Below are 20,827 nucleotides of genomic sequence, written 5' to 3'. Positions count from 1 at the left end.
CCGGTCGCGCCGGTCGACAGGGGCCGCGCGCGGCCGGTGGGGCGTGTGCGGCGGGGCCTCGAAGTGGAGGCCCCGTGTCCTTCGTACCCACCGATCCGCTCGGGCTCGACGAACTCCTCGGGCCCGAGGACCTCGCCATCCGGGACACCGTCCGTGGCTGGGCCGCCGACCGGGTGCTGCCGTACGTCGCCCAGTGGTACGAGAGCGGCGAGCTGCCCGGGATCCGGGAGCTGGCCCGGGAACTCGGTTCCATCGGGGCGCTCGGGATGTCCCTCACCGGCTACGGGTGCGCCGGGGCCAGCGCCGTCCAGTACGGGCTCGCCTGCCTGGAGCTGGAAGCCGCCGACTCCGGGATCCGTTCGCTGGTCTCCGTGCAGGGCTCGCTGGCCATGTACGCGATCTGGAAGTACGGCTCCGAGGAGCAGAAGCAGCGCTGGCTGCCCGGGATGGCGGCCGGTGAGCTGATCGGCTGCTTCGGGCTGACCGAGCCCGATGTCGGGTCGGATCCCGCCGCGATGCGGACCTACGCCAAGCGCGACGGCGCCGACTGGGTCCTGAACGGGCGCAAGATGTGGATCACCAACGGGTCCGTGGCCGCGGTCGCCGTCGTGTGGGCGCAGACCGACGAGGGGATCCGCGGGTTCGCGGTGCCCACCGAGACCCCCGGGTTCTCCGCGCCGGAGATCAAGCACAAGTGGTCCCTGCGGGCGTCCGTGACGAGCGAGCTGGTCATGGACGACGTACGGCTGCCCGCCGATGCGGTGCTGCCGGGAGTGACCGGGCTCAAGGGTCCGCTCGGCTGCCTCAGCCACGCGCGGTACGGGATCGTCTGGGGATCCATGGGCGCGGCGCGCGCCAGTTTCGAGGCCGCGCTCGACTACGCCAGGACTCGGGAGCAGTTCGGGAAGCCGATCGGGGGCTTCCAGCTCACCCAGGCCAAGCTCGCGGACATGGCCCTCGAACTCCACAAGGGCATCCTGCTCGCCCACCACCTGGGCCGGCGGATGGACGCGGGCACCCTGCGGCCGGAGCAGATCAGCTTCGGCAAGCTCAACAACGTCCGCGAGGCCATCGATATCTGTCGCACCGCGCGGACCATCCTCGGTGCCAACGGGATCTCCCTCGAATACCCCGTCATGCGGCACGCCACCAACCTCGAATCGGTCCTCACCTACGAGGGCACCGTCGAGATGCACCAACTGGTGCTGGGCAAGGCGCTCACCGGGCTCGACGCCTTCCGGTGAGGGCCCTGCCTAGCTCTGGTTGAAGAAGTCGCGTGAGCGGCCGGCGGGCTCGCCGCTGACGATCTGGGTGTCGGCCGGGGTCAGGAGGAAGACCCTGGTCGCCACCCGCTCGATGGATCCGCGCAGCCCGAAGGTCAGTCCGGCCGCGAAGTCGACGACGCGCTTCGCGTCGCCCGGGTCCATCGAGGACAGGTTCACGATGACGGGGACGCCGTCGCGGAACAGCTCGCCGATGCCGCGCGCGTCACGGAAGCCGTCCGGGGTGACCGTGGCGATCCGACGGCCGTGCTCCACCGCCGACTCGGAAGCCACCTTGACCCGCGGGTCGGTGACCCACTGGTCGCCGGGGCCGGACACCGAACCGTGCTGGCGCTCCACCGCCTCCGCGTACTCGTCGTCGTAGTAACGCTCGTCGTCGCTGTCCTCCACGAGACCCAGCCAGGCACTCGCCTTGCGCACCGAACCCATGGACTGCCTCCTTTCATCGCGGTCAGTCTGTCTTTTCGCCGCTGCCCCTATGCTCGTCCATGATGCTGACAACGCGCCAAGTGGATAGCCGCCGCGCAGGGGTTTCGTGACGGTACTGGTGCAGAACATGCGTTGCACGGACAAGGATCCTGGCAGCTACCACTGCTGTCTGAGTGAAAATACGACTGCTGCCGCCGAATGGGTGAGCGATTGCGGCGTACGGGTGATGGCGCGGGGTCGGTACGATGCCCCGCAGGCACGCGTACGACACACGGGGGAAGCGGTTTTGTTCGGCATCGTCAGACCATGCACGCACCGGCTCGGAGAGCGGTTCAAGGCGGAGTGGATGGCCCATCTCTGCGGGCTCTGCCTGGCACTTCGGGGTGACCACGGCCAGTTCGCGAGGATCGTCACCAACTACGACGGGCTGCTCGTCTCCGTTCTGACGGACGCTCAGTCGGGTCCGGCGGCCGGCTCCCGGCGCACCGCGGGCCCCTGCCCCCTGCGCGGGATGCGCACCGCCTCCGTGGCCAACGGCGAGGGCGCCCGGCTCGCCGCGGCCGTCTCGCTCGTGCTGGCCTCGGCGAAGGTACGGGACCACGTGGCGGACCGGGACGGGCTGTTGGCCCGCGCCCCCATCGCCATGGCCGCCCGCAAGGTGGCCCGCGGCTGGGACCGGGCCGGCGCCCGGACCGGGGCCTCGCTCGGCTTCGACACGGCGGTGCTCGTCGACGCCGTGGACCGGCAGGCCGGCATCGAGACCCTCGCCGGCCTCGGCACGTCCGTGCTCGTCGTGACCGAGCCGACGGAGACCGCGACGGCGGCCGCCTTCGCCCATACCGCCCAGCTCGCCGGACGGCCAGGCAACGCCACCGCGCTCGCCGAGGCGGGCCGGTACTTCGGGCGGCTCGCGCACCTGCTCGACGCGGTGGAGGACCAGGGCGCGGACGCCGTCGCGGGCGCCTGGAACCCGCTCACGGCCACCGGCACCTCCCTCACCGAGGCGCGCAGGCTGTGCGACGACGCGCTGCACGGCATCCGGCTCGCACTGCGCGAGGTCGAGTTCACGGACGCCGGGCTCGCCCACCGGCTTCTGGTGCACGAGCTGCGCACCTCGGTGGACCGGGCCTTCGGCACGAGCAGCTGCGGACACGGGCACGCCGCGACGAACTCGGTCGGGCAGGGCGGCGGGCCGTACGCCGCGAACCCGTACGCGGGCAGCCCCCAGTCCGGCGGCGCGCCGTACGGCTCGAACCCCTACGCCCCGGGCGCGCCGCAGGCTCCGAGCGGGCCGGGCATGCCCCCGCCCATGGGGCCCGGCGGCGGTGGCGGCGGTGGCGGATGGGGCGGTCTGCCCCCGCAGAGGCCGCGGCGCGGGCTGCTCGCCGGCTGCGCGGTGGCCATTGGGCTGTTCTGCACCTGCCAGCTGTGCTGCGCCGAGCACGAAGGCCCGTGGTCCCGGGAGCGCAAGGAACCGTGGTGCGACGCCGGCGACTGCTGCGACAGCTGTGACTGCTGCAGCAACTGCAACTGCTGCGGTGACGGCGGCTGCTGCGACGGCTGCGACTGCGGCTGCGACTGCGGCTGCTGACCCCCTTTCGGATTCCGCAGGTCCGGACGGCGTACCCCGGGTTCACCCGGGGTTTCCGTCCGGACCGGCGTGGAAGGGTTGAGCGGCATGAGCGTTGACGCAAATGATCCGCAGGCCGCCTGGCACGCATGGCACGAGCATCGGGTGGCCGTCGTGGCCGCCCCCTACGGTCCCCTCGCGCTGATCGGAACCCACTGGCTCGCCGACTACCCGGAAGGTCGAATTCCGGCCGTTCCGGGGCAGTGGCGCACAGCCGGCGGCTCGGTGGAGCTGACGGCCGCCCCCGGGGATTCCCTGTCGCTCGACGGCGAACCCTTCACCGGTGACGCGGTACTCGCCGCCGACGAGGGCCCGCCCTCGCGCTCCCGGCTCACGGCGGGAGACACGCGGCTCGTCGTGCTCCGGCGCGAAGGGGAGTGGGCGGTCCGCGTCTTCGACCCCGGATCCGAGGCCCGCAGCGCCTTCGGCGGGATCGAGGCGACCCCGTACGATCCCGCATTCGTCCTGCCCGGACGGTTCAAGCCGTACGGCGAGCAGCGGACCGTCCAGGTGGACAACGTCGACGGGCAGGCGCGCGGACTCGGCCTCGGCGGTGAGCTGTCCTTCCGCTTCGGCGGGGTCGAGCACACCCTCCAGGTCGCCGTCGACGAGGACGACGGCAGCCTCTGGGCCGTCTTCGGCGACGCCACCGGCGGACGCTCCAGCTACCGGTTCCGTTTCCTCAAGCCGGGCGTCCCGGGAGAGGACGGCTCGATCACCGTCGACCTGAACCGGGCCCTGCTGCCGCCCTGCGCCTTCGCGGACCACTTCATCTGCCCCTTCCCACCCCCCGGGAACACGCTGCCCTTCGAGGTGGCGGCCGGCGAGCGGCGGCTGAAAGGCGCCCTTGCGACCGGTATCTGACGACAGGACACTCCCGACAGCGCTTGTCAGGGGCACGGCTAGAATTCATGCGCCGGCCATGCCCCCGACTGCGCCTCACGGGCGCTGGCGCCCCCCCACGGCTGCCGGGCCCCCCGAACCTCTCCAGGAGGACGATAAGTGAGGATCAAGCGCATCACCCGTACCAGGCTGCTCGCGGTGGCCACCGGCCTGGCCGCCGTGGCAGCACTCGCGGCTCCCAGCGCTGCGAGCGCCAAGCCGCAGGACGGCGGCTTCAGCGAGGCGCGACTGGCTTCCGCACGCGCATCCGTACTGCGCGCCGACGTCGCCGGCACCGCCTGGTACACCGACCCGGCCACCGGAACCCTCGTGGTCTCCGCCGACTCCACGGTCTCCGCCGCCGACATCGCCAGGATCAAGCGCGAGGCCGGAGCCGACGCCGGGGCCGTGCGCGTCGAACGCACCCCCGGCAAGCTGTCCAAGCTGATCACCGGCGGCGACGCGATCTACGCCAACAGCTGGCGCTGCTCCCTCGGCTTCAACGTGCGCAGCGGCACCACGTACTACGTCCTGACCGCCGGGCACTGCACCGACGGCGCGGGCACCTGGTGGACCAACTCCTCCCACACCACCACGCTCGGCACGACGGTCGGCTCCAGCTTCCCGAACAACGACTACGGCCTGATCCGCTACACCAACACCTCGCTCGCCCACCCCGGCGGGGTCGGCAGCCAGGACATCACCAGCGCGGTCAACGCCACCGTCGGCATGTCCGTGACCCGGCGCGGCTCCACCACCGGCATCCACAGCGGCAAGGTGACCGGCCTCAACGCCACCGTCAACTACGGCGGCGGCGACATCGTCTACGGCATGATCAAGACCAACGTCTGCGCCGAGCCCGGCGACAGCGGCGGCCCGCTCTACTCGGGCACCCGCGCCGTCGGCCTCACCTCCGGAGGCAGCGGCAACTGCACCTCGGGCGGCACCACCTACTTCCAGCCGGTGGTCGAGGCCCTCAACGCCTACGGGGTCAGCGTCTACTGATCGAGCCCTTCACCTCCGCCACCCACGGCGGAGGTGAGCGCAATCCTTCGAACCCGACGTGCAGAGCGCCGGAGTTCGCTACGGTCATCAATGACCTCAGCGATAGCCAAGCTGGAGTCGCTGAGGGACAGCATGGCTTGGGCGAGTCTCGTACTTGCCTCGGCGGCCGGGAGGGTCGTCGTCGGACAGGCGCGACCTGTCAAACCCGCCACCGCGACGTGGCAGGGAATCTCCCGGCGTCAGTCGGGAGAGAGCTCCAATGAGACCGGTGACCCACGCGCCCCCGTCGCACCCCTGGACGTCCTCCCGCCTTCTGGGAGGATGTCCAGGGTGTCCGTGTCCACGGGGGAGGCAGGGTTCCGAATGAAGCGAATCGGCGTGACGGGGCACCGGTGCATCCCGGACGAGGTGCTCGCCCACGTGGAGAGCGGCCTGCGCGCCGTACTGGGCGGCCACGAAGGCCCGTTGGAGGCCCTCTCCAGCCTCGCCGAGGGAGCGGACCAGCTGTTCGCCGCCATCGCGCTGGAATACGGCGCAGGGCTCACCGTGGTGATCCCCAGCGGGGACTACGAGGACTCCTTCGAGGACGCCGAGTCCGTCGCCCGCTACCAGGGCCTCAAGCGGCGGGCCACTCAGGAGGTCCGGATGGACTTCCCCCGCTCCACCGACGAGGCCTACTACGCCGCCGGCACCTACATCGCCGACTCCTGCGACCGGCTCGTCGCCGTCTGGGACGGACTGCCCGCGCGCGGGCACGGCGGCACCGCCGAGATCGTCGCCTACGCCCGGGCCCTGGGCAAGCCGGTCACCGTGATCTGGCGCGAGGGCGTGACCCGGGACTGAACCCGCGGGCCACGCCCCAGCACGTACGCCTCAACTGCTGTGCCGGGCCAGCCAGTCCGTGTGCTGCGGGGAGACGTACCGCTCGGTCTCGTACACCGCGGAAGGCCACTGCGACTCGGTGATGGTGGTCTGCATCACGACCATCATCGCCGCCAGGTCCTGCTCGATCAGGGTGTGTGCCTCTATCAGCGGATGGTGGCGGCGCACCTCGTTCCACGCGATGCCGGCCGCCGCCGCCGTGCTCAGCAGCCCGGTCAGCTTCGGCCCCGGTCCCGAGCCGAACGCCCCGAACAGGGCGAACAGCAGGGCCAGACAGGTCAGGAGCACGATCGTCCACGACCACAGGGCCGTCGCCCGCCGCGAGACCTCCGTCTTGCGCCGGTACCAGTTGCGCTGCTCGATCAGCCGGTCCCGGACGTACGTCTCGCGCCGCACCTGGTACTCCAGACCGCGCAGCCGGAACATCGCGCCGGTGATCTCCCCGCCCTCCGGGACCGCCCCGGAGGCCCGCGGATCCTCCCAGCCCATCTTCTTCAGCTCGTCCAGCCCCGCCTCCAGCCGTGTCCGGTACGTGGCCTCCGCCCCCGCCGCGTCGCTGCCGAACGGCGCCCCGTGCACGGCGTACCGCCAGGCCAGCGACTTGATGAACTCGGCGGCGCTGCGGTTGAGCTGCCACTGCGGGCGGGCCCGGCGCCTGCTCGCCCGTATGCCCACGCCCAGCACCCCGGCGTACGCGACCACGCTCACCAGCCCGAACAGGTACAACGAGCCCAGCCGGGGGCCCGTGGGCAGTGCGGCGGCCGCCGCGGCCGCGACGAGCAGCAGCAGCTGGGCGCGCGTCGCCTGGGTGGACTCGCGCTGCCGGGAGATCGCCGCCTGGTCGGTGTGGTGGAAGAGGGCCGGCAGGTCCTCGTTTCGAAAGGTCATGCTGTCGGGCACAGCGCCCCCCTGCTGTCGATCGGGTCGAGCGGATCGATCGGATCGATCCGGGAGGAAGGCGGCGGGGACCGGTGCGGTCCCCGCCGCCCTCCTCCGGATCACACGGCGAGCGGCTCCAGGTCGCGGTGGACCCGCCGCTCGTCACGGGCGTACCGGGTCAGGCCGTGGTCCTCGCCCAGCAGCCGCGTCAGCTCGCCGACCGCCTCCGCGCGCAGCCGGGCCGCCTCCTCCTTGCGGCCCATCGAGTCCAGGCTGACCGCCATGTTGGAGGCGCTCGCCAGGGTCTCCGGGTGGTGCGCCCCGAGCGCCTCGCGCAGCCGCATCACCGCGAGCCGCTCCAGCTCCAGGGCGCCCTCCGGATCGCCCAGGTCGGCCCGGGTGTTGGCCAGGTTGAGGTTGGCGAAGACCGTGTGCGGGTGGTTGTCGCCCAGCACGTCCCGCATCAGCCGGATCGTCTGCCGCAGCATGGTCTCCGCCGTCTCGGCCGCGCCCGTTCCCCAGTGGAAGACCGCCAGGTTGTTCACGGCCGCCAGGGTGTACGGGTGCCGCTCGCCCGGCACCTTCATGTACTCGTCCACCACCTCCTGCGCCAGGTCCCGGGCGGCACCGGGCTCCCCGGTCGCGAAGAGGTCCGAGGCCAGGTTCAGCTCGCAGGACAGCAGGTCCGGGTTGACCGAGGTGTACTTGGCCCGGTAGCGGGCCCGGGTGGCCGTGGTCAGCCGGAGCGCGTCCTCCAGCTGGCCCGCCCGGCGCAGCGACACCGCGAGGTTCTTAGCGGCCGCCAGGGTGCCCGGGAAGGCCCGGCCCAGCGTGCGCTTGTAACTCTCGTACGTCCGGCTGAGCAGCTGCACCGAGTCCTCGTACCGGCCCACCTCGCGCAGGTCGCGGGCCAGGTTCTGCGCGGAGGACAGGGTGTACGGGTGCTCCGGCCCCAGCACCTCCGTGCGCAGGTCGTGCACCTCCTGGTCGATCTCGCGGGCCCTGGTGTACTGCCCGACGAGCCGCAGGTTCAGCGCCAGGTTGTTCGCCGCGGCCAGCGTGCGCGGGTGCGCCTCGTGGAAGATCTGGCTGAAGCCCTCGTGCGCGTCGGTCGCCAGCTCCATCGCCTCGCCGTACTGGCCGAGCGCGCCCAGGGTGTTGGCCAGACCGCTCATGGTCATGTACGTGTGCGGGTGCGAGGGCCCGAGGACGGCCTTCTGCCGCTCCAGCGTGACCTCGTCCAGCTCCTTCGCCTCCACGAACCGGCCCTGCGAGCGCAGGATGTTCGAGAGGTGGAAGCGCAGGTACAGGTACTGCAGGTCGTCGTTGCCCAGCATCTCCTTCCAGGCTTCCCGCAGCTCCTCGCCCAGCGCGTACGCGGCCTTGAAGTCACCGCGCTTCCACAGGTAGCGGACCCGGTCGATCAGCAGCCTGCGGGTCTCCGGCTCCTTGCAGTACCGGGCCTCCGACGGGGTCAGGTGCGACCAGATCGTGTTGAACCGCGGCCAGGTCTCCGGGTTGTCGATCGGCTCGTCGTCGTCCGGGCGGGCGCCGGCCAGGATCCGGTGGACGGCGTGCCGGGCCTCGCGCTGCTCCTCCTCCGTCATCTGCGACCGGATCACCGCCTGTACCAGGCGGTGCACCTGGATGCTGTTGCTGACCTGGTCGACCTTGGCCAGCGCGAACCGGCCGATCTCCCGGATCACCCGGCCCAGCACCAGCTTCTCCTGGAGCGAGGAGTCGTACGGCTTGAGGGCGTCGATCATCTCCTTGCTGTAGAGCAGGTTCGCCGAGATCGGCTCCGGCGCCAGGAACGCGCACAGCTGGAGCAGTCGCACGGCGGCGGGGGAGCGGGACTGCAGCCGCTCGATGGAGATGTTCCAGGTGGCGGCCACCGGCTCCGGATATCCCGGCGGCTGGTTCAGCCCGAGCACCCGGGCCGCCTGCTGGGCCAGCTGCTCGATGTACGCGGACACCGGGGTCGCGGTCTCCGCGATCCACGCGCCCGCCTGCTCGACGGCGAGCGGGAGGTCTCCCACCGCTATCGCGACCTGTTCGGCGTCCTCCTTGCTGAGCCCGGGGGCCCGGCGCTGGAGGTGCTCGATGGACTCCTCGCGCAGGAACACGTCCACCGGGAGCGCGTCGCCGTACTGGGACCAGGACTGGTTGCGCGAGGTCACCAGCACGTGGCCCGGCCCGCCCGGCGGGAAGAACCGCTTGAGCGTCTCCGGGTCGTCCGCGTTGTCGAAGACCAGCAGCCAGCGCGAGGACGGCACCCCGCGCCGCAGCAGGTCGATCGCCTCCTGCGAGGCGGCCGCCATGTCCTCGCCGGTCTGCGCGCCGAGGCGTACGGCCAGCTCCGCGAGGGCCGCGACCACGTCGTCGGTCTGCTCCGAGGAGATCCACCACACCAGGTCGTAGTCGGCCATGAACCGGTGGACGTACTCCAGCGCCACCTGCGTCTTGCCGACGCCGCCGAGACCGAACAGGGTCTGCGGCTGCGGCAGCACCACCGAGATACCGCCGCCGAGCTGGTCGCGCATCCGCTCCAGCACCATGGAACGCCCCGTGAAACCGGGGTTGCGGGGCGGCGCGTTCCAGATCTTCGGGACGGTCCCCGGGAAGCGCGGGCCTGGCTGGGAGGCACTGGCCACGGTGTCGGTCAGGGCCGCCGGCCGCTCCACCGCGCGCAGCAGCGCGCTCGTCGCGTGCACCTCGTCGAGGCGGAACAGGTCCACCGGATTGCGGTCGATGTAGGGAGTGGCCAGGCGTACGTCGCCCACGCGCAGCGCCACCAGATGGCGCCGACCCCCGGTCGGGTCCTCGGCGGCGGCCCGCTCCCACACGTCCACGGCCCGGGCGGACTTGAGGTAGGCGCTGGAGAGCAGCACCACGGTCCGGGCGGCGTTGTCGACGCTGATGCCCGTACCGCCGATGGTGTCCCCGGCCTCCGTGCCGGGGGTCCGTTCGGCGGACACGTCCCTCGGGACGACGCGGAAGCCGGCCCGGGTGAGCACCGACTCGATCCAGTCGGCCCACATCCGGTTCTCGGCGACGTAGGAGAGGAACAGGTCGGCGGGGAGCGCGGGGCGGCGGCGCGTGAAGGCGTCCCGGATGCGCAGGCGCACCTCCTCGCCGATGACCGGCATGGAGGTGATGGCGCCCTCGGTGACCACGGTGGTGAGCCGCTCGAAGGCGGAGAGCAGGGAGTTGGTGAGCCCGGCCTCGTCGCCGAAGGTGGCCAGGGTCTCCTCGTAGGCGTAGTAGGGACGGTAGGGGATCTCCACCGCGCCCCAGTAGGAGGTGAGTTCGTCCCCGACCAGTCCGTTGGGGAAGCGGTCGAACTTGATCCGGGCCAGCGCCCGGCCCGCGTCCGCCTTCTCCTTCTCGCCCTCGTCGATGCGCATCGGAACGGGGTAGATCTTGATGCCCCGGTCGTTGAACCGCTCGTCGATCTGCCGGGCCACCGAGGCGGCGCCGTCGATGGACTGGTCGGAGAGGGTGAAGCAGTCCACCAGGATGTCCGGGAGGTGGACCGTGCAGATGTCCGCGATGTCGGAGAGGCCGGTCCGGCTGTCGATCAGGACGTAGTCGTAGTTGCTCTTCATGTCCTCCCGTAAGGCGTCGAAGAAGAGCCCGCCGCCGAGCCGGTCGTAGAAGTTGTCCCAGTCGAAGGTGGAGACGGTCGCGGAGTACTCGCGGTTCTGCCGGCCCGCCGAGACGAAGTCCAGGGTGCCGCCGTCCGGGAACTCCCAGCCGAGGGTCTCGGGGGTGAGGGAGACGGCGTGCGGCTGGATCCGCGCGTAGTCCCGGTGCCAGTCGTCGGCGCGCTGCACCGGGCTGGTGGCCGCCCACGCGTACTCGCTGATGAGGTCGATGACCCCGGTGGTGGCCCCGAGGGTGGACGGGTCCAGGAAGGGGTGGAAGAAGCGGTGCAGGCCCGGGGCCTCCAGGTCCCAGTCCACGGCGAGGACCCGCTTGCCGTTGGCCGCGAGGATCCAGGCGGTGTTGGCGAGCGCCATGGTGCGGCCCGTGCCGCCCTTGTACGAGTAGAAGGTGACGATGCGTCCGTCACGGCTGTCTTCGCTGTCACGACTCGCTGTCATCGGCGTCCCCCCGATCGGTGTCGTTGCTGTCGTCGCTGTGTTCTTCGTGCTCGCCGTCGTGTGCGTCGTCCTGCGTCTCGGTCGGGAAGGGAACTCTCGGTGGGGCGGGCGGCCCGCCCATTCCCATGGGCCCCAGCAGCCGGGGCCGTTCGATCTGGGTGTTGCCGGCCGGCAGGTACACCTGGGCGTGTCTGAGGAACTGCTGGGCGGCGGCCTCGACGACCTGCGGGAGGATCTGGCCGAGCGTCTCCAGGCTGGCCACGCCGTTGGCGGCGGCCCGGCACGCGGCCCGGCCCTGCCGCATCTTGACGGGCAGGGTCTCCTCCAGCCGCCGCGCCAGCTCGGCCTCCTTGGCGCGGCTCTGGCTGTCGTAGCGGTTCCACGGCACGACCACGTTGATCCACGGGCGGTGCTCCTGGTCGAAGGCGGCCAGGCGCTGGCGCCGGTGCTCGTCCTCCACCGCCCACCGGTCCACGATCAGGATCTCGGGTCGGGTCGGCGGCTGCTTGCTGTCGAAGTGCCCGGCCTCGTCGTCGAAGGAGGCCACGGTGGTCTGGTAGTTGAGGTTCTTGACCAGGTCCTCGGCTACGTACGCGATGGGCCGCTGGGCGACCGGATGGTACGGGTTCCACTCCAGGGCGCTGTCCCCGTAGTACTCGGGGCTGCGGCCCTCCGGGAGGTCGTGCCGGGAAGCGGCCGCGACCGTCACGTGCAGGGTGCGGGAGGGGCCGCCGGCGGGACTCCCCGTCGTCCCGAAGGCACTGGGGACCACCCGGTAGTCCACCGGCCGGACGGGGGCGAGGTCGACGTTCTTGCCGACGTGGACGATGCGCCGGGCCAGTTCGTACACGGCCTTCTCGTACTGCTCCGCGTAACCGCGCAGCTTGATCAGCCCGTACAGCCCGTCGGTGAGGTAGCGCTCGCCGAAGGTGTTGTGGTTGAACTGCAACCGCTCGGCGGGGCCGGGCAGTTGGGAGGCCGGCACCGGCACCCATAACGCGGGCACGATGGCCTCGGGCGGCTGGCCGCCCGGGCTGACGGCGCCGTGGTGAATGGCGCGCTGCGCGAAGGCGTACCACTCCTTCCCGCACATCTGGCTGGTGAAGTACCGCGGTGAGAACAGGGGAACGAAGACGCGGCAGTTGGCGAGCGCCTCGGCGAGCCGTTCCGACCAGCCCTCACCGCTGCGTATGTCCCGGTCCATGAAGCCGACGGGGAAGCCGGCGGGCAGGTCCGTCATCGCCATGACATGACCGCAGAGATCACGGAAGAGGCGCTCCACCCACATGTCCGGGTCGGGTCCCCCCGCTCCGAATCTCGGTGTATGCGCGTAGCTGAGAAAAAAGTACGGCTCCCCTTTTTTTGCGGGCACACGACCCCCGTCCCGAAGATTGCGAGCGAAGGAACATCATTCCGGAGCTGCTTCGCCGCATCCCCTCATCGTTCAGTCAATCAGCGTCTGTTTTCGGTCATCCACTCAAGCGCGTGATCAACGGCGTCCGGAAGGGAGAAGAGCATGGCCGAGGCTCCTCCCACCCGTCCCCTGCGCACCCTGGAATCCGGGAACGCGCCGCCGATCTCGGCGAAATCGCTGTCGTCCAGCGCGACGTCCTCGTACGAGGTCCACTCCCCCTCTTGCAGGTACCCCTGCCGGTCCCGCAGGTGACCCTGCCTTCCCCCTGGAAGGTTCACCTTCACCACACACTCGTACATGCGCAAGGGGGGCTTCGGAATTCGATACTCCGCGAGATGGAAAGCGGAGCAGACGGAAAATCCCACATTGATCATGAGTACCTGGGCCCCCTCCCAGCACATCTTTCCCAGCGGGGACTCCTCACCCATGTGGCTTTCCAGTCGGTGCCCGGAACAGAGCCGCTCCGCGTCCCCGCCGACCGCGGCGAAGGAGGTCTGCGGGTGGGCGCTGCGCGCGGCGCCGGGCGCGGTACGGACGGCCTCGGCCAGCGCGCCCATGCCCTGGCTGGGGGTGCTCGCCGGGTCGAAGGGGGGCATCCGCTCCCGGAAGGCCAGCACCTCGGGCTCGGACAGCCCGGCGATCCGCGCCCGGTGCGCGCTGGAGGTGGTGGAGTTCTCCGGGGTGAACGCGGGGACCACGAGCGTCCCGCGCGGCCCGAGCACGCCCAGCAGGGCGTCCCGCAAGGGCTCCGCGCCGAGCCCGGTCCCCCGGAGCGACGCGTGCACCAGCAGGCGCATCCCCGGCCGCACCCCGAGCAGCCGCAGGTGCACCGCCAGGGCCAGTGCGCCTCGCGGCGGGCCGGCGGGGGCAAAGCCGGCCCGGGCCCCGGGACCGGCCGTGCCGGGACCGGCCGTGCCGGGACCGGCCGTGCCGGTCCGGGCCACGGTGCCGGCCGGGTCGGCCATGGCCACTGCCTGGGCCGGGTCGGGACCCGCGCGGCCGGTCCCGGACCCGGCCGCGTGGGCAGCGGCCGGGCCTTGGGGCGCCTTGACCGGCCGCCGGTCCGCGGTCGGGCTGCCCAGGGTGGGCGCGGGCCGGGTGGGGATGCCAGGGCCGGAGGCCGTCATGCGTCGACCGCCTTGAGTTCCCAGCGGAGTTCCTCGACCAGGCGCTTGCCGGTGGTGGTCAGTTCGGCCGCCCCCGCGAGCCGGTCCAGGGCCTGGTGGATGCGGTCCGAGCCGCCCGGCTCCGGGGACTCCGTGGCCCGCCGGTAGGCCTCCACCGCCACCCGCTCGTGCACGTCCGCCAGCAGCCGGGACACCGGGACCGGGCGCGAGCGCCACGGTGAGGGGTGCTGCCACTGCCCGTCCAGCGCGTACAGGTCGGCCACCTCGGTCAGCGCCCGCAGCCGGGCCCGCCGCCGCCCGGTGAGCAGGGCCAGGGCGGTCTCCGCGACGCCCGCCGCGTACGGCACCCCGAGCGCCCCCGGCGCGTGCCGCCCGGCCTCGCCCCAGTCACCGGCCCGCGGGCCGCCCGCGAGCGGGGTCAGCGTGGTCAGCCCGCCGGCCGCCGCCCGGGCGAACTCCGGCACGGCGGAGCGCAGCAGCGCCCACGCCTCGTCGAGGCGGCTCCGCCACTCCTCGGCCTCCCCGGTTCCGAGCCGCAGCCTGGGCGGGCGGGCGAAGCAGTTGCGGTACGGGTCGAGGTCCTCCAGCGCGACCGGGGCCTCGTCCGGCCCCGGCGACCAGGTCCGTACGGGCTGCCAGCGCGCGTCCCCCGCCGCGGGGCCGAACCGGTGCTCGGTGCGGCCGTCCCGGGCGACGTACCCCTCGTCGGCGACGCGCAGCACGGCCCGGCCCTCGGTGCCGGGCTCCCCCAGCCGCAGCAGCCCGAGCGTCGGCAGGTACACCTCGCCGTCGCGGAAGGCCACCTCGGCCGGCAGGTCCAGTCCGCCCCGCAGCACCGCGGCCGCCGCGAGCGCGGTCAGCCTGCGCGCGGCCTCGGGACCGTCCGGGGCGCCCGCGCCGTCCAGGGCCGCCAGGATCCAGGTACGGGTGAACGGGTGGTCCAGTACGGCGTCCAGCGCCCGCGCGCCCGCCTCCCCGGCCCGCTCCACCGCGCCGAGCAGCTCCCAGGCCCGGGCCCAGCCGGGCTCGGCGCCGAGGTCGGCGTGCAGGCGGGCCAGCAGGACCCGGGTCAGCTCCTCCTGGGAGCGGGCCAGCAGGCCGGGGTCGGTCAGCTGCGGGGCGGTCGCGGCGGTCGCGGTGCGGCCCTCGACCCCGTCCACCAGCTCGCGCAGATCGGTGCAGTACACGGAGGGGTTGTCGAAGCCGTTCGCATCCCGGTAGCGGTGCGTGTAGAGGCCGCCGCCGCACGAACGTACGACGGGGCACCGGCGGCACGCGTCGCTGACGCCCGCCAGGCCCAGCTGCCGGGCGCGCACCCCGGGATGGGCCGCGACCTGGTCAAATGCGTGGTCGAAGACGTTGAAGCCGGTGGCCGCGGCGCCCTCGAAGGCGCTCTTGAGCGAGTCCACCTGCTCCAGCGTCCCGTCGGTCTCGACGACGACCAGGTCGGTGGGCGCGAGCCCGAGGGACTCGGTCAGGCTGGGCCCGCCGCGCAGGGTGGACAGCAGCGAGTCGAAGAGCCTTACGGGGACCGGCCGTTCGAGGCGCTCCCAGTGGTCGAAGATCCGCAGGAGCCAGCGGGCGTACGCGTCGGGGGCACCGTCCGGGCGGACCGGAGGCGCTTCCCAGGTGGCGTGAGGCAAGAGGAAGTCGACCCGGGGCGGCTCCAGTTCGACGAGCGCGTCCAGTACGGCGACGGGGTCGTTGGCCACGTCCACGGTGCAGAGCAGACCCTGGTAGAGGTGGCGGTACGGCGCGGAGCGGAGCAGGGCGACGGCGGCCAGGACCAGCGGATGGCTCGTACGGCCGTCCGCGAAGCGGCGGTGGCGGTCGTTGGCGGCGCGGTCCCCGTCGAGGGAGATGCCGACCCGTACGCCGAACTCGTCGAAGAGGTCGAGATACCGGGTGCTGAGTTGGAGGCCGTTCGTGTGGATCCGCAGATCGAGTTCGGCGGTCCCGGCGAGGGCCCGGGTGAACTCCTCGCACACGAGACGGAGTCGGGCGGGGCCCGCCAACAGGGGTTCCCCTCCATGGAGGATCACCGTGACGGAGGGGAGTGCATGGTCACGGGCATGTTCGGCGAGCCTGGACGCGGTGTGCGCGATAACCTCGGGGGAGATCACTTTCGGCCGGGCTCGCCAGCTCTGATCTGCGTGTTCGTAGACGTAGCAATGATCACAAGCAAGATCGCATCTGCTGTGAACTTTCAGGACGATCTCGCGAAAAGCGATCAGGCCGGTCATTCCACACAGTCTAGAGCGCTTACTGCTACTCCACTGTCAGAGTGCGGAGTTGAAGATGGGGGCCTGGACGGAGCGGCCGGATTCCGTCTTCAGTACCCGGCCGAGCGCTGCGGTCGCGGAAGCGCTGCGGACGTCGATCCGGTCGAGGGGGACCCGGTCGGCCTTGACCGTGCAGGTCGGGGGGGTTGCGGAAGTGTTCACGACACCGTCCTCGGGGAAGCCACTTTGATGGGCATGTGAATGGCAGCAGCGACGCGCTGCTGTCAAGGGTGCACTTTACGCGGCCACACTCCATTGAGCGACCGAGACATGACGCCTGATCAACCGTTCTATAGAAAGCGTGCGGCATTACCCGAGGTCGGCTAATCGCCCGTTCGCCGCACGGCAAGATCCTTTTCTCTTTCCGGCGCTCCCGGGGCGGTTGGCAGCCGGGTACGGGACGGGCCTGACCTGCGCGGAGCCCGGTCGGTAGGTTGGCCGGATGACCACCACACCACTGATCCTGCTGTTGTCCGGAAGTCTGCGTGCCGGTTCCTCCAACGAGGCGGTGCTGCGCACCGCCCACGCCGTGGCCGCCAAAGGCTCCTCGAAGGTGCGCACGATCCTGTACGAAGGACTCGCGGAGCTCCCGCACTTCAACCCCGACCACGACACCGACCCGCTGCCCGCCCCGGTCGCCGAACTGCGCGCGGCGATAGCCGAGGCGAGTGCCCTGCTGGTCTGCACGCCGGAGTACGCGGGCACCCTGCCGGGCTCGTTCAAGAACCTCCTCGACTGGACGGTCGGCGGCACCGAGATCAGCGACAAGCCCGTGGCCTGGGTGAACGTCGCCGCCCCGGGCCGCGGCGGGGGCGCGGAGGCCACGCTGCGCACGGTCCTCGGCTACACGGGCGCCGCCGTCGTGGAGGAGGCCTGCGTACGGATCCCGGTCCCGGGGCAGCAGGCGGGGCCCGACGGGACCCTCGCCGACCCGGCGGTGCGGGAACGGCTCGGCGAGGTGCTCGGGCTGCTGGCCGGCTCCTAGAGGCCGTTCGGGGTTTGTTCGGGGGCTGTTGGGGCCTGTTCGGGGCCCGTCCGCCCGGCTACGCGGGCTGCTGTTCGCTGAGCGGGGGTGCGGGCAGGTCGCGCAGGAGCCAGGTCAGTACGTCCGGCAGCGCGCGGAAGGCCGCGAAGTGCGCGGCGGCCGGGTCGATGGTGGCGGTGGCGCCCGGGATGCGGCTCGCCAGCCAGCGGGAGTGCCCCACGGGGGAGAACACGTCGAGCTCCCCGTGCCAGATCAGGACCGGGCAGCGGATGTCCGCCGGGTCGAAACCCCATGGGCGGCTGTTGGCCAGCATGTCGTCGATCCAGCCGTACGCCGATTGGCGCAGGCCCTCGCTGTAGTTCCGGAGCAGCATCGTCCGCAGTCCGACGTCCGAGACGACCATGCGGTCGCTGGCCGTCAGCTCCCGGCGCAGCTCCTCGAGCAGCTGCCGGGGGTCCTTGCGGATGCCGTCGGCGCGCGGGATGAGCCGCGCCTCCAGCTCCTCCGGGTCGGTGGTGGCGGTGGTGTACTCCCGTACGTTCGAGGCGCCCATTCCGGCGAACCAGTCCAGGTCCTCCGCGTCCCGGGGGGCGAGGGGGACCAGGGCGGCCGTGCGCGTGACCCGGTCCGGGAGCAGGGCGGCGCAGGCCAGGGCGCCGGGTGCGCCGCCGGAGCGGCCGGCCACGGCGAAGGTGTCGAGGCCGAGGGTGTCGGCGATGGCGGCCACGTCCCGGGCGACGTCGGCGATGGTGCGGCCGGGATGGCGGTCGGAGCCGCCGTAGCCGGGCCGGTCGTATGCGATGAGCTGCATGCGGCGCTGGTAGAGGACCATGCCCCGGGGGGCCGGCCCGAGTCTGCTGCCGGGCATGCCGTGGAGCAGGAACACCGGTTTGCCGTCCGGATCGCCCCAGCGCTCCACCGTGAGCGCCCGTCCGTCCGCGGCACGCACCTGATTGCGCACGCACTTCCTCCCTCGCGGTCGATTCGACTGGACACGGCGATTGTGCTCGCTGGGGGAGGAGTGCGGTAGGGCGCACTTCGCGCGAAATTCTTGTGAAAGTTTTCACAAGCGCGCGAGAGTCTTTAGTCCTCCCGCATATGCCCAGGTCAAGAGGATGTCTTGGGGGGCGTGAACGGGCGTGAACGGACCTTCGGTCCACCGGGAAAGGGCTTTTTCGGCGCCGCTGATTCCGCTTTCGGGTGTCGAATTGAGGCATCAGGAAAACAGGTCCGCGCAGGCCTTCGGGCCGAGGCGGGTTCGAAATGAAGGAGTTCCTGCCATGCAGGCCAACGAGATGGTGGACGGACTGGTCGAACGGGCGCTCGGCGCTCTCGGCAGGTTCGAGTCGTTCAGCCAGGAGCAGGTCGACCACATCGTCAAGAAGGCTTCCCTCGCGGCCCTCGGCGCACACGGCGAACTCGCGCGGCTCGCCGTCGAGGAGACCGGCCGCGGCCTCTTCGAGGACAAGGCGGTCAAGAACCTCTTCGCCTGCGAGCACGTCGTCAACTCGATGCGCGGCCTGAAGACCGCGGGCGTCATCCACCGCGACGAACTGAACGGCATCACCGAGATCGCCGAACCCGTCGGCGTCGTCTGCGCGATGACCCCCGTCACCAACCCGACCTCGACCACCGTCTTCAAGGCGCTGATCGCCCTGAAGACCCGCAACCCGATCGTCTTCGCCTTCCACCCCTCGGCGCAGAACTGCTCCGCCGAGGCCGCCCGCATCGTCCGCGACGCGGCCGTGGCGGCCGGCGCCCCGGAGGACTGCGTGCAGTGGGTGACCACCCCCTCGATGGAGGCGACCGCCGCCCTGATGAACCACCCGGGCGTCTCCACCATCCTCGCGACCGGCGGCAACGCGATGGTCAAGGCCGCCTACTCCTGCGGGAAGCCCGCCCTCGGCGTCGGCGCCGGCAACGTCCCGGCGTACGTCCACAAGAGCGCGAAGCTCGGCCGCGCCGTACACGACATCGTGCTCTCCAAGGCCTTCGACAACGGCATGATCTGCGCCTCCGAGCAGGCCGTCATCCTGGACGCCGAGATCTACGAGCAGGGCCTGGCCGAGTTCCGGCGGCTCGGCGCGCACGTGCTCACCGCCGCGGAGAAGACCAAGCTGGAGGAGTACGTCTTCGGCACCACGGCCTACGCGAGCGACTGCTCCGGCACCAGGCTGAACGCGGCGGTCGTCGGCAAGTCCCCGCGGTGGATCGCCGAGCAGGCCGGGTTCACCGTCCCCGAAGGCACCTCCATCCTGCTGGCCGAGTGCCACGAGGTCGGCGAGGGCGAGCCGCTGACCCGCGAGAAGCTGTCCCCGATCCTCGCCGCCCTGAAGGCCTCCGACACCGAGCACGGGCTCGAACTGGCCGCCGCTATGGTCGAGTTCCACGGGCTGGGGCACAGCGCCGCCATCCACGCCGAGGACGAGGCGCTCGTCGAGGAGTTCGGCAAGCGGGTCAAGGCGATCCGCGTCATCGCCAACTCGCCCTCCACCTTCGGCGGCATCGGCGACGTCTACAACGCCTTCCTGCCCTCGCTCACCCTCGGCTGCGGCTCGTACGGACACAACTCGGTGTCGAACAACGTCACGGCGGTCAACCTGATCAACGTCAAGCGGATCGGACGGCGCAACACCAACATGCAGTGGTTCAAGGTCCCGCCGAAGATCTACTTCGAGCGCAACTCCATCCGCTACCTCGGTGAGATGGAGGGCATCGGCCGGGTCTCGATCGTCACCGACAAGACGATGGTCGCCCTCGGCTTCGTGCAGAAGGTCACCGATATCCTCCAGGCCCGCGACGGCTCCGTCGCGGTCCAGGTCATCGACAACGTCGAGCCCAACCCGGAGCTGTCGACGGTGCGGGCGGGCGCCGCGATGATGAGGGAGTTCGGGCCCGACACCATCATCGCCCTCGGTGGCGGTTCGCCCATGGACGCCGCGAAGATCATGTGGCTGATGTACGAGCGCCCCGAGGTGGAGTTCGCCGACACGAAGGAGAAGTTCTTCGACGTCCGCAAGCGCGCCTACAAGTTCCCCTCGCTCGGCGAGAAGGCGAAGCTGGTCGCCATCCCGACCACGTCGGGCACCGGCTCCGAGGTCACTCCGTTCGCCGTCATCTCCGACCCGGCCGCGGCTCAGAAGTACCCCCTCGCGGACTACGCGCTGACCCCGAACGTCGCCATCGTCGACCCGGTCCTGCCCATGGGGCTGCCGCCCACGGTCACCGCGGACTCCGGCTTCGACGCACTGACGCACGCGACCGAGGCGTACGTGTCCGCGTACTCCAACGACTACACGGACGGCCTCTGCCTCCAGGCGATCAAGCTGATCTTCGAGAACCTCCAGCGGTGCGTCGTCGACGGACCGAACGACCCCGAGGCCCGCGAGAGGATGCACAATGCCTCGACCGTCGCCGGCATGGCCTTCGCCAACGCCTTCCTGGGCCTGGTGCACGCCATGGCGCACACCCTGGGCAACACCTTCCACGTCGCCCACGGCCGCACCAACGCGATCCTGCTGCCGCACGTGATCCGCCACAACGGCACGGTCTCCCACAAGGCCACCCCGTGGCCGAAGGCCGAGGTCTACCGGGCGCCGGAGCGCTTCCAGGAGATCGCGAAGATGCTGGGCCTGCCGGCCGCCACCCCGGCCGAGGGCGTCGAGTCCTACGCCAGGGCCGTCGAGGAGCTCCGCACCAAGTGCGGGATCCCCGCCTCCTTCGCGGAGGAGGGCGTCGAGGAGCAGGCCTTCATCGAGGCCCTGCCGGTCCAGGCCATGAACGCCTACGCCGACCAGTGCGCCCCCGCCAACCCGCGGATGCCGATGATCGACGACATGGAGCGGCTGATGCGCCAGGCGTACTACGGCAACGGCGAGGGCGTGCCCGCCGGCCGCTGAGCCGCCGAGGGCCCTGAGGCCGCC

General features: G+C 71.4%; 15 protein-coding genes. 7 read left to right on the top strand and 8 right to left on the bottom strand.

The genetic code is table 11. The features are described from left to right. The first annotated feature begins 74 nt into the window (after positions 1 to 74). Positions 75 to 1,244 (top strand): acyl-CoA dehydrogenase family protein, encoded by a 1,170-nt coding sequence (locus tag ACIQ5Y_RS22840; protein WP_403883313.1) that lies wholly within the window; start codon positions 75 to 77, stop codon positions 1,242 to 1,244. A gap of 9 nt (positions 1,245 to 1,253) precedes the next feature. Here the strand turns inward: ACIQ5Y_RS22840 and ACIQ5Y_RS22835 are convergent, their stop codons facing one another. Continuing rightward, positions 1,254 to 1,712, bottom strand: a complete 459-nt coding sequence (locus tag ACIQ5Y_RS22835; protein ID WP_403883311.1) for a cell division protein SepF — start codon at positions 1,710 to 1,712, stop codon at positions 1,254 to 1,256. Positions 1,713 to 1,998: 286 nt separating this feature from the next. On the opposite strand from ACIQ5Y_RS22835, the gene ACIQ5Y_RS22830 reads away from it, so the two are divergent. From ACIQ5Y_RS22830 to ACIQ5Y_RS22815, 4 genes are all read left to right on the top strand, one after another. Further along, entirely contained in the window at positions 1,999 to 3,303 is a 1,305-nt protein-coding gene (locus ACIQ5Y_RS22830) for a DUF5685 family protein (protein WP_403883308.1), read from the top strand. A gap of 87 nt (positions 3,304 to 3,390) precedes the next feature. Continuing rightward, complete coding sequence (locus tag ACIQ5Y_RS22825) at positions 3,391 to 4,206, top strand: DUF1684 domain-containing protein (RefSeq protein WP_403883305.1); 816 nt, start codon at positions 3,391 to 3,393, stop codon at positions 4,204 to 4,206. A gap of 138 nt (positions 4,207 to 4,344) precedes the next feature. Next, a complete protein-coding gene (locus tag ACIQ5Y_RS22820; RefSeq protein ID WP_403883302.1) occupies positions 4,345 to 5,229 on the top strand; it encodes a S1 family peptidase in 885 nt (294 codons plus the stop codon). Positions 5,230 to 5,592: 363 nt separating this feature from the next. Then, on the top strand, positions 5,593 to 6,072 hold the full coding sequence (locus tag ACIQ5Y_RS22815) for a hypothetical protein (protein ID WP_403883299.1): 480 nt from the start codon (positions 5,593 to 5,595) through the stop codon (positions 6,070 to 6,072). 30 nt (positions 6,073 to 6,102) lie between these two features. Here the strand turns inward: ACIQ5Y_RS22815 and ACIQ5Y_RS22810 are convergent, their stop codons facing one another. From ACIQ5Y_RS22810 to fxsA, 6 genes are all read right to left on the bottom strand, one after another. Beyond that, positions 6,103 to 6,999 (bottom strand): DUF4231 domain-containing protein, encoded by an 897-nt coding sequence (locus tag ACIQ5Y_RS22810; protein ID WP_403883296.1) that lies wholly within the window; start codon positions 6,997 to 6,999, stop codon positions 6,103 to 6,105. 110 nt (positions 7,000 to 7,109) lie between these two features. Further along, on the bottom strand, positions 7,110 to 11,096 hold the full coding sequence (gene fxsT / locus ACIQ5Y_RS22805; RefSeq protein ID WP_403883294.1) for an FxSxx-COOH system tetratricopeptide repeat protein: 3,987 nt from the start codon (positions 11,094 to 11,096) through the stop codon (positions 7,110 to 7,112). Beyond that, complete coding sequence (locus tag ACIQ5Y_RS22800) at positions 11,080 to 12,468, bottom strand: TIR-like protein FxsC (protein ID WP_403883291.1); 1,389 nt, start codon at positions 12,466 to 12,468, stop codon at positions 11,080 to 11,082. Before ACIQ5Y_RS22800 ends, fxsT begins: the two co-directional genes overlap by 17 nt. An 80-nt stretch (positions 12,469 to 12,548) precedes the next feature. Then, a complete protein-coding gene (locus ACIQ5Y_RS22795) occupies positions 12,549 to 13,637 on the bottom strand; it encodes an AAC(3) family N-acetyltransferase (RefSeq protein WP_403883288.1) in 1,089 nt (362 codons plus the stop codon). Next, complete coding sequence (gene fxsBH, locus ACIQ5Y_RS22790; RefSeq protein ID WP_403883285.1) at positions 13,634 to 15,880, bottom strand: radical SAM/SPASM protein FxsBH, inactivated beta-hydroxylase extension form; 2,247 nt, start codon at positions 15,878 to 15,880, stop codon at positions 13,634 to 13,636. The genes ACIQ5Y_RS22795 and fxsBH overlap by 4 nt, the downstream gene beginning before the upstream one ends. A 36-nt stretch (positions 15,881 to 15,916) precedes the next feature. Then, complete coding sequence (fxsA, locus tag ACIQ5Y_RS22785) at positions 15,917 to 16,081, bottom strand: FxSxx-COOH cyclophane-containing RiPP peptide (protein ID WP_403883282.1); 165 nt, start codon at positions 16,079 to 16,081, stop codon at positions 15,917 to 15,919. 280 nt (positions 16,082 to 16,361) lie between these two features. On the opposite strand from fxsA, the gene ACIQ5Y_RS22780 reads away from it, so the two are divergent. Continuing rightward, entirely contained in the window at positions 16,362 to 16,904 is a 543-nt protein-coding gene (locus ACIQ5Y_RS22780; RefSeq protein ID WP_403883279.1) for an NADPH-dependent FMN reductase, read from the top strand. 58 nt (positions 16,905 to 16,962) lie between these two features. Here the strand turns inward: ACIQ5Y_RS22780 and ACIQ5Y_RS22775 are convergent, their stop codons facing one another. Beyond that, on the bottom strand, positions 16,963 to 17,865 hold the full coding sequence (locus ACIQ5Y_RS22775; RefSeq protein WP_403883276.1) for an alpha/beta fold hydrolase: 903 nt from the start codon (positions 17,863 to 17,865) through the stop codon (positions 16,963 to 16,965). A 319-nt stretch (positions 17,866 to 18,184) separates the two neighbouring features. Between ACIQ5Y_RS22775 and adhE the strand changes: the two genes are divergently transcribed. Further along, complete coding sequence (gene adhE / locus ACIQ5Y_RS22770) at positions 18,185 to 20,803, top strand: bifunctional acetaldehyde-CoA/alcohol dehydrogenase (RefSeq protein ID WP_403883273.1); 2,619 nt, start codon at positions 18,185 to 18,187, stop codon at positions 20,801 to 20,803. Positions 20,804 to 20,827 lie beyond the last annotated feature (24 nt).

This window comes from Streptomyces sp. NPDC096339 (assembly GCF_044762985.1).
Taxonomy (GTDB): domain Bacteria; phylum Actinomycetota; class Actinomycetes; order Streptomycetales; family Streptomycetaceae; genus Streptomyces.
This window is presented reverse-complemented; position numbering and strand designations above follow the sequence as displayed.

What these genes read in the sequence shown, in the direction of transcription:
- ACIQ5Y_RS22835 (WP_403883311.1), bottom strand. Translation starts at nt 1,712, where the DNA reads ATGGGTTCGGTGCGCAAGGCGAGTGCCTGGCTGGGTCTCGTGGAGGAC.
- ACIQ5Y_RS22825 (WP_403883305.1), top strand. Translation starts at nt 3,391, where the DNA reads ATGAGCGTTGACGCAAATGATCCGCAGGCCGCCTGGCACGCATGGCAC.
- ACIQ5Y_RS22815 (WP_403883299.1), top strand. Translation starts at nt 5,593, where the DNA reads ATGAAGCGAATCGGCGTGACGGGGCACCGGTGCATCCCGGACGAGGTG.
- ACIQ5Y_RS22810 (WP_403883296.1), bottom strand. Translation starts at nt 6,999, where the DNA reads ATGACCTTTCGAAACGAGGACCTGCCGGCCCTCTTCCACCACACCGAC.
- fxsT (WP_403883294.1), bottom strand. Translation starts at nt 11,096, where the DNA reads ATGACAGCGAGTCGTGACAGCGAAGACAGCCGTGACGGACGCATCGTC.
- ACIQ5Y_RS22795 (WP_403883288.1), bottom strand. Translation starts at nt 13,637, where the DNA reads ATGACGGCCTCCGGCCCTGGCATCCCCACCCGGCCCGCGCCCACCCTG.
- fxsBH (WP_403883285.1), bottom strand. Translation starts at nt 15,880, where the DNA reads ATGACCGGCCTGATCGCTTTTCGCGAGATCGTCCTGAAAGTTCACAGC.
- ACIQ5Y_RS22780 (WP_403883279.1), top strand. Translation starts at nt 16,362, where the DNA reads ATGACCACCACACCACTGATCCTGCTGTTGTCCGGAAGTCTGCGTGCC.
- adhE (WP_403883273.1), top strand. Translation starts at nt 18,185, where the DNA reads ATGCAGGCCAACGAGATGGTGGACGGACTGGTCGAACGGGCGCTCGGC.